The 13,971-nt window shown below is 61.9% G+C and carries 10 protein-coding genes; 4 read left to right on the top strand and 6 right to left on the bottom strand.

The annotated features are described in order from the left end of the window. The first annotated feature begins 37 nt into the window (after positions 1-37). Complete coding sequence (locus HDE80_RS18695; protein ID WP_184673397.1) at positions 38-3,055, top strand: DEAD/DEAH box helicase; 3,018 nt, start codon at positions 38-40, stop codon at positions 3,053-3,055. A gap of 47 nt (positions 3,056-3,102) precedes the next feature. On the opposite strand, the gene HDE80_RS18690 is transcribed toward HDE80_RS18695, so the two are convergent. From HDE80_RS18690 to HDE80_RS18680, 3 genes are all read right to left on the bottom strand, one after another. Then, positions 3,103-3,786, bottom strand: coding sequence for an HAD family hydrolase (locus HDE80_RS18690; protein WP_184673395.1), 684 nt, complete (start codon positions 3,784-3,786; stop codon positions 3,103-3,105). Between the two features lie 104 nt (positions 3,787-3,890). Then, positions 3,891-4,904, bottom strand: a complete 1,014-nt coding sequence (gene glk / locus HDE80_RS18685) for a glucokinase (RefSeq protein ID WP_184600353.1) — start codon at positions 4,902-4,904, stop codon at positions 3,891-3,893. 126 nt (positions 4,905-5,030) lie between these two features. Beyond that, a complete protein-coding gene (locus tag HDE80_RS18680; protein ID WP_184673393.1) occupies positions 5,031-6,602 on the bottom strand; it encodes a S53 family peptidase in 1,572 nt (523 codons plus the stop codon). Positions 6,603-6,828: 226 nt separating this feature from the next. On the opposite strand from HDE80_RS18680, the gene hemB reads away from it, so the two are divergent. The 3 genes from hemB to pyrC all read left to right on the top strand — a co-directional run bounded on the left by hemB (position 6,829) and on the right by pyrC (position 10,411). After that, on the top strand, positions 6,829-7,818 hold the full coding sequence (gene hemB / locus HDE80_RS18675) for a porphobilinogen synthase (protein WP_184673391.1): 990 nt from the start codon (positions 6,829-6,831) through the stop codon (positions 7,816-7,818). 22 nt (positions 7,819-7,840) lie between these two features. Then, on the top strand, positions 7,841-8,527 hold the full coding sequence (locus HDE80_RS18670) for a hypothetical protein (protein WP_184673389.1): 687 nt from the start codon (positions 7,841-7,843) through the stop codon (positions 8,525-8,527). Between the two features lie 831 nt (positions 8,528-9,358). After that, on the top strand, positions 9,359-10,411 hold the full coding sequence (gene pyrC, locus HDE80_RS18665; RefSeq protein ID WP_184673387.1) for a dihydroorotase: 1,053 nt from the start codon (positions 9,359-9,361) through the stop codon (positions 10,409-10,411). Positions 10,412-10,509: 98 nt separating this feature from the next. Here the strand turns inward: pyrC and HDE80_RS18660 are convergent, their stop codons facing one another. The 3 genes from HDE80_RS18660 to HDE80_RS18650 form a co-directional block, all read right to left on the bottom strand. Then, positions 10,510-11,394 (bottom strand): patatin-like phospholipase family protein, encoded by an 885-nt coding sequence (locus HDE80_RS18660; protein ID WP_184673385.1) that lies wholly within the window; start codon positions 11,392-11,394, stop codon positions 10,510-10,512. 195 nt (positions 11,395-11,589) lie between these two features. Further along, on the bottom strand, positions 11,590-12,957 hold the full coding sequence (locus HDE80_RS18655) for a glutamate--cysteine ligase (protein ID WP_184673383.1): 1,368 nt from the start codon (positions 12,955-12,957) through the stop codon (positions 11,590-11,592). Between the two features lie 158 nt (positions 12,958-13,115). Beyond that, a complete protein-coding gene (locus HDE80_RS18650; RefSeq protein WP_184673381.1) occupies positions 13,116-13,760 on the bottom strand; it encodes an ankyrin repeat domain-containing protein in 645 nt (214 codons plus the stop codon). Between the last annotated feature and the right edge of the window lie 211 nt (positions 13,761-13,971).

Raw genomic sequence — 13,971 nt, 5'->3', positions numbered from 1 at the left:
GCTCAGTGTTTTGGTTATCGCCGCGGACCGCATGCGCATGCAGCAACCGGACGAGAAAGAGCAGGCCGCCGCACTTGCTGTTGGCGATGAGGAAACGCTGCCGCTGGCATGGCGGCGGCTATTGGCCGCGCCGAAGTCGGCAGCGACCGAGGATCACGGTGTACTCGGTTTTTTTCTGGAGGTGATGCCCGAGGAGGGGGCCATCTATGCGCGCATCGACGTAGCGCCGGTACTTCTCTCGCAGGTCGAGCACGGCCGCTATGCGCGGCCGGTGCCGTTGGACAGCAAGCATCTTTCGCAATTGCCGCTGCAGCCGCACGAGCAGCGGCTTGCCACTACCGTGCTCGGCTTGCCGCAGAGCCTGCGCAAGAGTCGCAGCTATGCGCGGCTCAGCGGCCACGTTGGCGATACGCTGCTAGCCGAAGTACTCGACACGGCGCCCTGTTTCCTCGGCGGTCTGGCCGGGCTGCGTCTGTCGCGCGGCAAGTCGCATCCGCTCAACTGGCACTGGCTGATGGAGGCCGACGGCAGCCAGCGATTGCTGCCGCAATTGTCGAATAGCCAGCGCCTGCTGCGCATCGACAGCCTGTGGTATCTGGATGCCGAGCGCGCCACGCTGGGCCTGCTCGATGCGGCCGCGGAAGAAACCCATTGGCTGGAACTGCCGCCGCTCAAGCATGAACACGGCAAGCACTTGCGCAGTCGTCTACCGAACAGCCGGCTGGCTACGCGCGTGCCGCTGCCGCAGGTGTTTGGCGAACTGCGCCGCTCGCAGCTGGCACCCAAGCCGGTGCTGACCCTGCATGCACTGACACGCCACGCGCGGCTGGCCGCTGGCACGCCGCCGTTGGGTTATGCGCGACTGGCGTTCGACTACGCTGGCGAGCGGCTGCCTGGTCGCGGCGGCGAGCCGCTGGTGCGGCGCGTGCGTAACGGTCAGCTGGTCGAGATCACCCGCCGACGCGCCGACGAACTGTCCGCGATGGAGCAGCTTGAACATGCCGGACTCACCCCCGGCGTGGACACCGAAGGCCTGCCGTGGGACGTGGCCGATACCTTGCCCGACGACGCATGGCTGTTCCCCGGCACCGGTTACGCTGGCGCGCTGGAGGTCAACACGCCGGCACGTTGGCTGGCTTTGCGACCCAAGCTCGAGCAGGAAAACTTCCAGGTCGAATACGCGCCGAGTTTTCCGTTCGAGGTGCTGGAAGGTCCGGTGCGCTGGTATGGCCACGCGGTGGAAGACACCGACGATCACGCCTTCGATCTGGAAATCGGCATCGAGCTGGATGGCCAGCGGCACAACCTGTTGCCTGCCGTGGCGCAGGCGTTGACCGAAAACCAGCTGAGCTTGCGCCCTGCGCCTAACGAGCCGGACGATGCAGTGTGGTACGCGCCGGTCGACGCACGCCGGCGCGTTCCGGTGCGCCTGAAGGAGTTGCGCGGCCTGCTGGCACCGCTCGCCGAATACCTCGAAAAGCCGCGCAAGAAACTCCACTTGCCGCGTGTGCAGGCGGGGCGGCTGGAAGAGCTTGTCGAAGCCATGCCCGGCGGCAGTGCACTGGAGGCCTCCGAGTCGCTGCGCGGGTTCGCTGCGCGCCTGCGTCACGCCGCCGACCGTGCCAGCGACGTGGTCCCCGATGGCCTCTCGGTCGAGCTGCGGCCGTATCAGCGCGAAGGTCTGCGCTGGTTGAACGCGCTGGCTGAGGCCGGCGTCGGCGGTGTGCTGGCTGACGACATGGGGCTGGGCAAGACGCTGCAGTTGATCACGCATCTGCTGTCGCTGAAGCAGGGCGGTGCATTGAGTCAGCCAGCGCTGATCGTGGTGCCGACGAGCCTGATCCCGAACTGGCAATCGGAGATCGCCCGTTTCGCACCGATGTTGAAAGTGCTGACACTGCACGGGCCCCAGCGTGCCGAGGAATTCGCCCAGCTCGGCTCGCAGGACATTGTGTTGACCAGCTATGCGCTGCTGCCGCGCGATGTGATTCCCCTGCGCAAACAGCCATTCGCACTGATTGTGCTGGACGAGGCGCAGCAGGTAAAAAATCCGCGCACACAGGCGCGCCGTGCGCTGCTCAGTCTGCGCACGTCCCGCTATGTTTGCCTCACCGGCACACCGTTGGAGAATCATCTCGGCGAGTTGTGGTCGCAGGTCGATCTGGCCGTGCCCGGCCTGCTCGGTGACGAGAGCGCGTTCCGCCGTTTCTACCGCGTGCCGATCGAAAAGCAGCACGACGAGGAATGCCAGCAGCGGCTGAACCTGCGACTCGCGCCTTTCATTCTTCGCCGCACCAAGGCGCAGGTGGCCCAGGAGCTGCCGCCGAAAACCGAGATCACCCGCCGGGTGGTGCTGGAAGGCCGCCAGCGGGATCTCTACGAAGGCCTGCGGCTGTCGCTGGCCGAAGAGCTGCGCGAGGTCATCGCCCAGCGCGGCATCGCGCACTCGGGCATCGTGGTGCTGGATGCGCTGCTCAAGCTGCGTCAGGTCTGCTGCGATCCGCGCCTGGTGAAACTCGAGGTGGCGCGTGGCGTGCACGAGTCGGCCAAGTTCGAGATGCTGATGGAGATGCTGCCAGCGCTGCTCGACGAAGGCCGCAAGGTGCTGCTGTTCTCGCAGTTCACCGGCATGCTGAAACTGATCGCGGCTGAGCTCGATCGCCGACGCATTCGCTACGTCACCCTTACCGGCGAAACGCGCGATCGTGCCGAGCCGGTGCAGCGTTTCCAGAACGGCGAGGTGCCGTTGTTCCTGCTGTCGCTGAAGGCCGGTGGCGTTGGCCTCAACCTCACTGCCGCCGATACCGTGATCCACTACGACCCGTGGTGGAACCCGGCGGCCGAAGCGCAGGCCAGTGACCGCGCGCATCGCATCGGCCAGGACAAACCGGTCTTCGTGTTCCGCCTGATCACTTCGGGCACGGTGGAAGAGCGCATCGAGGAACTGAAGGCGCGCAAAGCTGAACTCGCCGCCGCGGTGCTGGAAGGTGGCGGCAGCCGCGAGAAACTCAGCTTCGATCAGGGCGATCTGGATGCGCTGCTGGCACCGGGTTAGCTGCTGATTTTCTGAGCGCAGCCGTTTGATCAATTGATCAAACGGAATCAATCCCGCGAAGCGATCTCGTCGATATTGCGCAGCATGTCGGCGGGGTCTTCGTAGACGCGGAACGCGCCGGCCTGTTGCAGTTCGGCGACGCCGTAGCCGCCGGAGAGCAGGCCGACGCCCAGTGCGCGGGCACGCTGCGCCGCGAGCATGTCCCAGACACTGTCGCCGATCACCAGCGCGTTGCGGATGTCCACGCCCAGCCGATCGGCCGCGGCGATGAACAAGTCGGGGTCGGGTTTCGCGTGACGCACCTGATCGCGCGTGACCACCGGAATCTTCGATGGATCGACGCCGAGCGCGGTCAGATTGTGGCGTGCGGTTTCCATGCGTCCGCTGGTGGCAATTGCCCAAGGAAATTTATTTGCCGTAAGAAAATCCAGCAGTTCGCGTGCACCAGGCAGCGGCCGCACCGCATCAGCGGCGGCGAGACGTCCGTAGGCGGCGGCGTGGTTGTGACGCAGGCGTAACAGCGTCTCTTCGCTCATGGCGATGCCGGTCTCGCGCAGCAGCATGTTGAGAAACAGGCCGCCGCTCATGCCGATGCGGCGGTGTATGCGCCACACCGAAATCGGCACGCCTTCGGCATCCAGCGACTCCTTCCACGCCAGCACATGCTGATAGACGCTATCGACGAGGGTACCGTCGAGATCGAACAGGAAGGCGGTTTTATCGAGCGGCATGGCTACTCCGGCGACGCTGAAAATCACTCGTTGATTATGTCAGGCCGGATGTGACGAGCGTGCCGAGGATCGCGACGGCTACGCGCCGCGAGCACGGAGAAATCCTAATCGTGACGATTCAGCAGCGAGCCGCCCGACTCCACGATGGCCAATGCCGCCGCGCCGACCAGGCCCGGCTCGGGATTCATGATCGCCTGTGTCGGCACCTGTTCCATCGTGTCGCGGAAACGGCCCTTGGCCTCGAAGCGCTCACGGAAGCGACCACGCTCCATCCACGGCAGCAGGATCGGCACCAGGCCGCCGGTGAGGTATACGCCGTCCCAAGCACCTAGCGTCAGCACCAGATCGCCGGCGACGCTGCCGAAGATGCCGGCAAACGTTTCCACCACCTGCACGCACAGCGGATCGCTGTTGTCGTTGGCGCGTGCGCTGATGTCTTCGGGCTTCAGCGGCTCGGGTATCTTGCCGGCGATTTCGCACAGTACGTCGTAAAGATTGACCAGGCCGTTGCCGCAGATCAGCCGTTCATTGGAGACGCGGCCATAGCGCTGGTTCAGGCGCTTGAGAATCTCGATGTCCTCGGGGCTGTGCGCGGCAAAACCGGCGTGGCCGCCTTCGGTCTGCAATACGCTGCACTTGCCCTGGCGAATCAGCAGTCCGCCGACGCCAAGTCCGGTGCCGGGGCCAACGATCACGAACGTCTGCTCGTCTTGCGTGCCCGGTTTGGGCAGCGGTAGTGCGCCCACCGGCACGAGGTCCTTCGGTTGCAGCAGCATCACTGCCATGCTTTGTGCGGCAAAATCGTTGACCAGATGCACCGACTCCATCGCCAGCTCGGCCTGCAGTTTTGGCGCTGAGATGGCCCACGGATTATTGGTGATCTGCACCGTCTCGCCGTCGCTGATTCGACCTGCTGCGGCGATCAGCGCGCGTTTGGCCTGCAGTCCGGTGTCGGTGAAATATTGCCGAATCGCGTCGGCCAGCGAAGCGAAGTGGTTGACGTGGTAACGCCGTACTGAATCCATCTGCAGCGGCGTAACCGCGTTCGGGTCGGATAGCGCAAATCGCACATTGGTGCCGCCAAGGTCGGCGAGCAGGGTCGGGGCAGAAACACGCATCAGAACTCCGTTCGGTACAGCGGGAAACGCCAAGCCTGCCGGGAATGCTCGCCATCGTCCAGCATTGCGGTAATTCGCGCCGTGTGCGAGGTGGCGTTTAACGGTTACGCCGCCCTGCAGAGTCTCCTATTTATGCCCACCCGCGGCGCTCGTCGCCTTGTGCTTGCCGTGGTGCGGTGGCGTCGATGCGGTGCCACCCGCGGCGCTGCGCAGGGCCGCCAGCAGGGCCTCGCCGTTCGGGCTGCCTAGCCCGGTGCAGGCGTCCCAGCCGACGCCCGCCTGGAAGTCGCCATTATTGCCCTCCGTGATATCGCGGAAAGCGGCGCTGCCGATCTGATACAGCACGGCATGGCCGTCGCCCAGCGTTCTGCCGAGCGACTGGTTGATCCGTGCCACCAGCGCAGCCCACAGCGGTGCGACGGCGCTGGTACCGCCATAGACGTCATCCTTGCCGTCCACACGTACCTGGTAGCCGGTCAGCGGATCGGCATCGCCCGAGACATCCGGTACGCCGCGTCCCTTGAAGCTGGCTGCGCCCACAGGCACCTTGGCCGACGCCTGCCATGCGGGCAGGGCATACACCGCGCTGACCCCACCACCGGTCGCGCCGTTGCCGGTCGCTGTCTCGTTCCACACGACTTCACTGCTGATCGTGCTGCTGCTTGCGGTGAGTTTGGTGCCACCGCAGGCCAGTACGCTGGGACTGGATGAAGGGAAGTCCACATGAGGCTTGCCGTCGCTCTCACCATCGGTGAAGCCGGCGTCGCCAGCGGCCACGGTGACGGTAATGCCGAGCGCAACGGCGTCCTGCAGTGCCGACTCCAGTGCATCGCGACCTTGCGGCGCCCAGCTGTCCTCCGGGCCGCCCCAGCTGATCGACATCACCGTGGGTTTGTTGGTGGTGTCATGCGCGGCCTGCGCAATGGCGTTGTAAAAACCCTGATCGGTGTTGGTGGTGAAGTACACGACCAGCTTCGCGCCAGGCGCCAATGCGCCAGCGATTTCGATATCCAGCATGACTTCGCCATCGGCATCGCCACCCGGCGTATTGCTGCCACCGTCGACCGACACACTGGTCACCGTTGGCCCCTTGATGCCCAGTCCGGCGAAATACGTATCGAGGTCCGCCTGTTGGTAGCCGCCGCCCAGCTCGATAATCGCGATGGTCTGTCCCGTGCCATCCGTACCCGCGGGAAACTGGTACAGCTCGCCCAGCTGCAACGGGGTGAAGCTGTTGATGGGCTGGGTGAGCGGTTTGCGAAAATGCGCGGTAGCGACCGGACGCTTGTCCAGGCCGAGTACCGCGATGATCGCGGGGTCCGGCAGCTTGGGTTCCTGCGCACAGCCGATGAAGTGGGCACCGCCGGCGCCCATCGCGTACTGCCCCAACTCCACGCCAAAGGCATCCTTCATGCTCTGTACCGAACCGCTCAGGTGCAGCGTCCGGCGGTCCATGTGGCAATCCAGTTCGCGCATGCCGTGTTTTCGACTGAAAGCGCGCACCCGCTCGACATCCGCCGGATCGGCGCCGTGATGCTCGGCATAGTCCTTACGCGCCATCGTGGCCTGTGGCCACGCTACCGTCGGCGGCGCGTTGCGATGCCGGAACACCAGCGTGACGTCGACAGTGGCGTTCGAATCGTGCGGCCCGATGTAGCGGACGCTGGCTGGCAGGCTGGTGCGGGTGGAAGCATTCATGGACTTACCTCGTAGCACTACTGGTCAATGGATGGACGCGTCGAGCATGCGCAAGACTGCGCTCATGCGGCGAGATGCACGACACGTTCGTGATCCGACGTTCAGCGCGGGGTGAGGTCTGTGCACGGCGCGTGTGCAGCGGCTTGCCATGCGGCCAGCGGTCGCGGAGGCCTCACGCGACGATCTGGCATAAAATGACTCTCGTATTCAAAAGTCAGGATCTGCGATGAGCTTTCCCGCCATCCGCATGCGCCGCATGCGTCACGACGCGTTCTCCCGTGCGCTGATGCGCGAACACACCTTGCATACCAGTGACCTGATCATGGTCGCCTTCGTGATCGAGGGCGAAAATCGCCGCGTGGCCGTGCCGTCGATGCCGGGCGTCGAGCGATTGTCGATCGACCTGCTGCTGGAGCTGGCTGGCGAGTGCGTGCGGCTCGGCATTCCCGCGCTGGCGCTGTTCCCCATCACCGACGCGCCGAAAACTGAAGACGCCGCCGAAGCGTGGAACCCGGATGGCCTGATGCAGCGCGCCACCCGCGCGCTGAAGGCGAAATATCCCGAGCTCGGTCTGATCGGCGATGTGGCGCTCGATCCGTACACCTCGCACGGGCAGGACGGCCTGATCGACGAAAGCGGTTACGTGGTGAACGAGGCCACCGTCGAAGCACTGATCAAGATGTCACTGGCGCAGGCCGAAGCCGGCATGGATTTCGTCGCGCCATCGGACATGATGGACGGCCGCATCGGTGCCATCCGCGATGCGCTGGAAGAGGCCGGCCATATCCACACGCGCATCCTTGCCTACTCCGCGAAATACGCCTCGGCCTTCTACGGCCCGTTCCGCGACGCCGTCGGCTCATCGGCCAATTTAGGCAAGGGCAACAAGCACACTTACCAGATGGACATTGCCAACAGCGACGAGGCCTTGCGCGAAGTCGAACTGGATATCCAGGAAGGTGCCGACGCGGTGATGGTCAAGCCCGGCTTGCCGTATCTCGACATCGTGCGCCGCGTAAAAGACAGCTTCGGCGTGCCGACGTTTGTTTACCAGGTCAGCGGCGAATACGCGATGCTGAAAGCCGCCGCGCAAAACGGCTGGCTCGATGAAAAAGCCGTCGTGCTGGAGTCGCTTACCGCGATGAAGCGGGCGGGGGCGGATGCGATTCTTACGTACTTTGCGATGGATGTCGCTAGGTGGATTCGGGGAGAGTAGGAGAGGTTATTTGGGGAGCCTTATGAATCGCTTTTTGGAGCTGGCTAAGGCGGTTCGGTTACGCTACCCGAACGATCAATTTTTCGATCAGTTGGATCATCGCTTAGTATCGACGCCAGGTGTGGCGAAGCAGTATGCGGAGTATGAAGACACCTTCGAAATAATTGATGATGAATCGTGGAAAATTTTGATGGTGAAGGCCGTTAATCATTTTCTAGACCATCGAAAAGGACAGATGAAACAAGGCTTCTTCAATCAGCTGAATGACGCCTTCGCATATAGGTATCTTGTGTCGAGCGGTTGCCAAGATGTTGCGATTCTTGCGGAAGATGGTTTGCCCTGTCCCGACATTTCCTATAGAGACAATGCTGGTAACCGACGCTTTTGTGAAGTGAAGACGATTAATATTTCGGAGAACGAGATTGCGCGACGTTCTTCGAAGCAAATTTTCAGTAGCACAAGTCTCTACGGAACACTGGGTCCGACGTGTATCAAGAAATTGAGTGAGGCGATGGACATGGCGGCCAAGCAAATGGACGCTCGCGGCGGCATTGGTCTCACTTACATCCTGATGCATTTTGACGACTGCACGCTCGACTTCCTTGAGAGCTACGCGCAACAGATCAGCGATTGCTTGGCTTCCCACTCGGCGCTTGCGGTAGTAGTTCAAGTCGGCGTCCCAGGAAGCTACACAATTTCAAAACCCTAGGGATATTTGGGGTCCGGTTCAGTTCCTGTAGGAAGCCGCCGCGTGTCTCAGAGGCAATAGCTTTCGCGCGCCTTTGGCGCCCGAGTTACTTTCTCTTTGCGTGGCCAAAGAGAAAGCTAACCAAAGAGAAAGGCCACCCCGCTTGGCGCTTGCCGCCCATCCTTGGGCGGCAAGTTCGTGAGCTGGAGCCGGGCTTTTCGACAGGGCTCCTGCCCTGACGAAAAGGAATCGACGTCCTGTCGATTCCCCTGCGGGCCTATCGACTCCAGCTCACCGCCGCACAGGGGACCCCGGGTAGAGCAGCGGGCCATCGTGGCCCACACTCGGTGGAAAGCCAAAGGCAAAGGCAACATCAAAGCATCGATCTGCCGTTGCTTTGATGTTGATCTGGCTCTTCTGAAAAGTGCGCGCTTGAAGCGCGCTGCTCTACCCGGGCCCCTCTGAAGCGGCGGCCGGGTGGAGGAAAAGCCCGAAGGGTGGCCGGTATGGATACCGGCCAGTTTGCCGTCAGGGCAGGATGCCCTGTCGGCAAACCCCGCAACCCGGCCGCGGACCTTGCGGGCATGGATGCCCGCAAGGCGCGTAAGCGGGGTGTCCTTTCCTCTTGGTTACTTCTCGTTTGGACAAGCAAACGAGAAGTAACCCGCCCTCCGCAGGAGGGTGAAAGCTCTGCTCTGCGTTGACGCCCCGATCGTTCTGACGCGATACCATGTCGCATTATTCATATGCATCATTCATATGCATCGCGTGGAACCATGTCCATGGTTCACCCTCGCATAGCATTTCACGCAGTCATCCATATCGCGCATTGCAAAATCGAGCCTCCAACCCATGACACCCACGCGTCTTGAAATCACCCGCCCCGATGACTGGCATCTGCATCTTCGTGATGGCGATGCGCTGGCCTCGGTCATCGGCCATACCGCACAGCGGTTTGCGCGCGCCATCGTGATGCCCAACCTGAAGCCGCCGGTGACGACGGTCGCTCTGGCCGACGACTATCGTCGACGGATTTTGGCAAGCCTGCCTGCGGGCATGCCCTTCGAGCCGCTGATGACGCTGTACCTCACTGAGAGTACGCCGGTAGAAGAGATCAGCCGGGCCAAGGACAGCGATAGCGTCTTTGCGGTCAAGTATTACCCGGCGGGTGCCACCACCAATTCGCAGTCCGGTGTGCGCGAGCTGTCGCGCGTGTATCCCGTGCTCGAAGCGATGGAGCGGCACGAGCTGCCTTTGCTGCTGCATGGCGAGGTCACCGATCCAGACATCGACATCTTCGATCGCGAACGGGTTTTTATCGAGCGCCATCTGCTGCCGCTGCAGGCCAGGTTTCCGGCGCTGCGCATGGTGCTCGAACACATCACGACCCGCGACGCGGTCGATTTCGTCCGAGGGGCCCCGGCGAATGTGGCGGCCACGATCACCGCGCATCATCTGCTGCTGAATCGGAACGCACTGTTCGAAGGCGGCATCCGCCCACACAACTACTGCGCGCCGATCCTCAAGCGGGAGACGCATCGCGCAGCCCTGCTGCAGGCGGCGACCAGCGGTGACACGCATTTTTTTCTCGGCACCGACAGCGCGCCGCATCCGCGTGAAGCGAAAGAGTCGGACTGCGGGTGCGCTGGACTCTATACGGCCCATGCAGCCCTGGAGCTCTATGCCGAAGCGTTCGAGCAGGCCGGGCAGCTGGATCGGCTCGAAGCCTTTGCCAGCTTCCATGGCCCGGACTTCTACCGTTTACCGCGCAACCAGGATTGCATCGCGCTCGAACGCAAGTCGTGGATCGTGCCGGACGAATATCCCCTGGCTGGATCCACCTGCAAGCCCATGCGCGCTGGCGAGTCTGTGGCGTGGTCGCTGGTGGAGTCGCTGCCTTCCTGATCGGACTGATGCGGAGTCCTTCCGCGCATGGATGGGAAGGTGCACATTCCTTTTAGATCATTGCTGCAGCGCTTAGGTTGGAAACCCAGCCTACCTTTCTAGCAGATGAGTCCGGTGCTCAGCGCGTAAACGGCGTCCTGCAAGCCGAGATCGCATGCTTCGCGAACCGTTGTCTTTGCGGTGCAGTCCCAAGTGGAAACGGGTACCCGTTGGCTGGGTTGCCAGTAGGTTCGCCCAGCGAAGAGAAATAACCTGGGAAGTTGTGGATAGTGACGGGTAAGCAGCACCAGCGTTTTCGACTTTTCATCCACGGATTGCTGTGGAATCGGTGCGTTATCGGTGTAACCGCCATCGATGGCACGACTTTTTCCGATGGTGCGCGATGACATGATGGGTGGCGCGGATGCCGCGGCAATCAGCAGGCTCTGGGCTTCTTCAACGCCTGCGCACTCGTTCAACACGACGAAGTCCTGGCGAAGCCCAAACATCTTCGGCAGGCGTGGATGAATGCTGTTCCACAAATATTTGTCGACGAGGTAGGCCAGCGTACCCGCGGCGATCGATCCACCCATGCCCAGTAATTTCGCAGGGCGGGTCAGGGCTACGGTCAGTCGCGACGATGAGTCGCGTAGGGCATCGAATGTTGCTGTGTTGATGAAAGCCTCCAGCCATGCAGGGTAGACATGCTGGTGAGCGAACTTCAGCTTGAGCGATGACAATCCGGACCAGCTGAAGATTCGCGCATTCTCTGCGTAAAGTCGCAGACAGGTGGCCAGTGCGGCATCGGAAGAGCCGGTCAGGAATGAGGCGGCGACGGCAGCACCGGCACTGGTTCCGATCAACTGTGTCGGCATACGCATGCCACGCTCCATCAAATGGCGCAGCGCGCCCGCTTGCCACCAGCAGCGGTTGCCGCCGCCGGCGAAAACCAGCGTTTGAACATCAGCAAAGGCGTAGCGCTGGACCTCTTCAACCTTGGGCATATTTGTTCCTTGAGGGCATCAACAAGTGCGGATGCATTGACGCGTGCAGATAATGACGACGTTGGTGTTTAGGTTTTTGACAACAGCGATTTCCAATCGCCGTCGTACTTGGGTCGGCGCGTAGTCAACCCCGGCGTACTGTTGGGCATCGCTTCGCTCAGCCCAACCTACGTTGATTTGTGCCGCTGCTTTGGCTCAGTAAGCAAATTCGCGGAACACCGGATCGACGCTGCCGTTCCACGGACCGTGGAAGAGCTCCAGCTTGCGTTCGGCGGGGGTCTGGTTGGACTGCACGATTTCGATCATCGGTTCGAGGAAGATGCTTTCGTCGGCACCGTGCTGATTGAGCTTGGCACGGCGCTTGAGGCCGTGACTGGCGATCTTCAGGGCTTCTTCGGACAGGTCGCGCACGGTGCCGTTGCGGAACGGTAGTTTCAGTCCGTGCTTGGGCACGCCATCGCGTAACGCATGGCGTTCTTCCCGAGTGAAGTCCTTGACCAGATCCCACGCGGCATCCAGCGCCTCATCGTCATACAGCAGCCCGACCCACAGCGCGGGCAGGGCGCACAGCCGGTTCCATGGGCCGCCGTCGGCGCCGCGCATTTCCAGGTACTGCTTGAGGCGCACTTCGGGGAACGCGGTGGTGAGGTGGTCGGCGAAGTCCTTCATGCTGGCCTTGGTGCCGGGCAGCTGTGTCAGTTCACCCGCCATGAATTTTTTGAAATCCTGCCCGGCCAGGTCGATGTACTTGCCATCCTGAAAGCTGAAATACATCGGCACGTCGAGGATGTAGTCGACGTAGCGCTCGTAGCCGAAGCTGTCGTCGAAGACGAAATCGAGCATGCCGGTCCGATCCTTGTCGGTATCGGTCCAGATGTGCGAGCGATACGAAAGATAGCCGTTTGGACGTCCTTCCGTAAACGGCGAATCGGCAAACAGCGCGGTGGCGATCGGCTGCAATGCAAGGCTCACGCGGAACTTCTTGATCATGTCCGCCTGGCTGGAGAAATCCAGATTCACCTGCACGGTGCAGGTGCGCGTCATCATGTCGAGGCCGAGCGAACCGACCTTGGGCATGTATTCGCGCATGATCTTGTAGCGGCCCTTGGGCATCCACGGCATTTCGTCGCGCTTCCACTTCGGCTGAAAGCCCATGCCGAGAAAGCCCAGACCCATGCCATCGGCAATCGAACGCACTTCTTCGAGATGCGTGTTCACCTCGGTGCAGGTCTGGTGGATGGTTTCCAGCGGCGCGCCGGACAGCTCCAGCTGGCCGGCTGGCTCCAGCGTGATCGAGGCCGCATCCCTTGAAAGAGCGACCGGGTTCTCACCCTCACGCGTTACATCCCAGCCGTAGCGGGTGGCGATGGTTTCCAGCAGATGCTTGATGCCGCGCTCGCCCTCGAAGGTCGGTGCGCGCAGGTCGTCGGTGCGGAAGCCGAACTTCTCGTGCTCCGTGCCGATGCGCCATGCCTCACGCGGCTTTTCGCCGGCGGCAAGGTAATCGGTCAGTTGCTGGCGGTCCCGGATCGGGGTGCTCTTGACGGCACTGGGTATGGACACGGGCAAAGCCTCACTGGATGTGCGGGGAACTATGGGGGTGTCGCATGACAACGAAAAGGGGGCGCGGACAAATAATTGCACGGGACGGTACAGATGGCGCCGCCGTTTGATCTGCAACGCGCTAATCAGCCTGCTTAGCGGAAGTCATCAATGGCTTTTCAGTGGACTGAGTCGAATGCCGTGCAAGTCAATCGGGCAATCACATTGTCGGAAAGCTTTCCTCGGCGTCCCCTGTCAGCGATTGTGGAAGAGTGGTTCATTTTTTGCTCCAGCTGGCGCCGGTGGATCAGGCGGTCCTCCGAACAGGCATCGGCGCCGTGATCGAGCAGTCGCTGCACGCTGGCTGTATTCCCCAGAGATACAGCCACTTCCAGCGCGTTCATTCCGTTTGCGAACGGATTCGCGCCAACATCGGCATGGTGTTGTAGCAGCACATCGAGCGTCGCCACGTCATTGCATCTGGCCGCGATAATCAGCGCTGTGCCGTCGGAGCCGGCTTTGACTGGGAACCACAGCACGGCCGCTTCCTCAAAATCCGTGATGGGTTTCGGATTCGTCTGCCAATTCGGATCCTTCTTGATATCGTCGATAGCTTGATCGTGGAAGCTTTGTTTGAGGTTGGGCATCCATCCGCTGCCATCCACTGCAGCGCCGTCGTCTAGCAGGGCACCCACGATCGTGGGATTGTTGGCATAGGCCGCGATGATGAGGGCTGATTGCCGCCAGCGCACAGCATCAGCCGCTGGCATTGCGCTCAGCTGTTGACGCACCTGCGGCAGCTTGCCGTCGATCACATTCACCATCAGCGTGTTGACCGCGGGTGGTACGTCGAAGGCGCCTTGCGGTGCAAGTTTGCGCATCAGGACGGTTTGATTTTGGCAAACCAGTGGTGGCTGGAAGGGATGACTATCATCGGCGATGGCTTGCCTGGCAAGCGACAACCCCAATGCAAGGAATGCGATACGCGAAAGCATTAGATCTTTCCTCCCTGAAGCGCTTGTCGATTCCAGCCGA

Source organism: Rhodanobacter sp. A1T4 (assembly GCF_014207185.1).
Lineage (GTDB): Bacteria > Pseudomonadota > Gammaproteobacteria > Xanthomonadales > Rhodanobacteraceae > Rhodanobacter.
The sequence above is the reverse complement of the archived record's forward strand: the minus strand, read 5'-3'. Positions and strand labels throughout refer to the sequence as shown.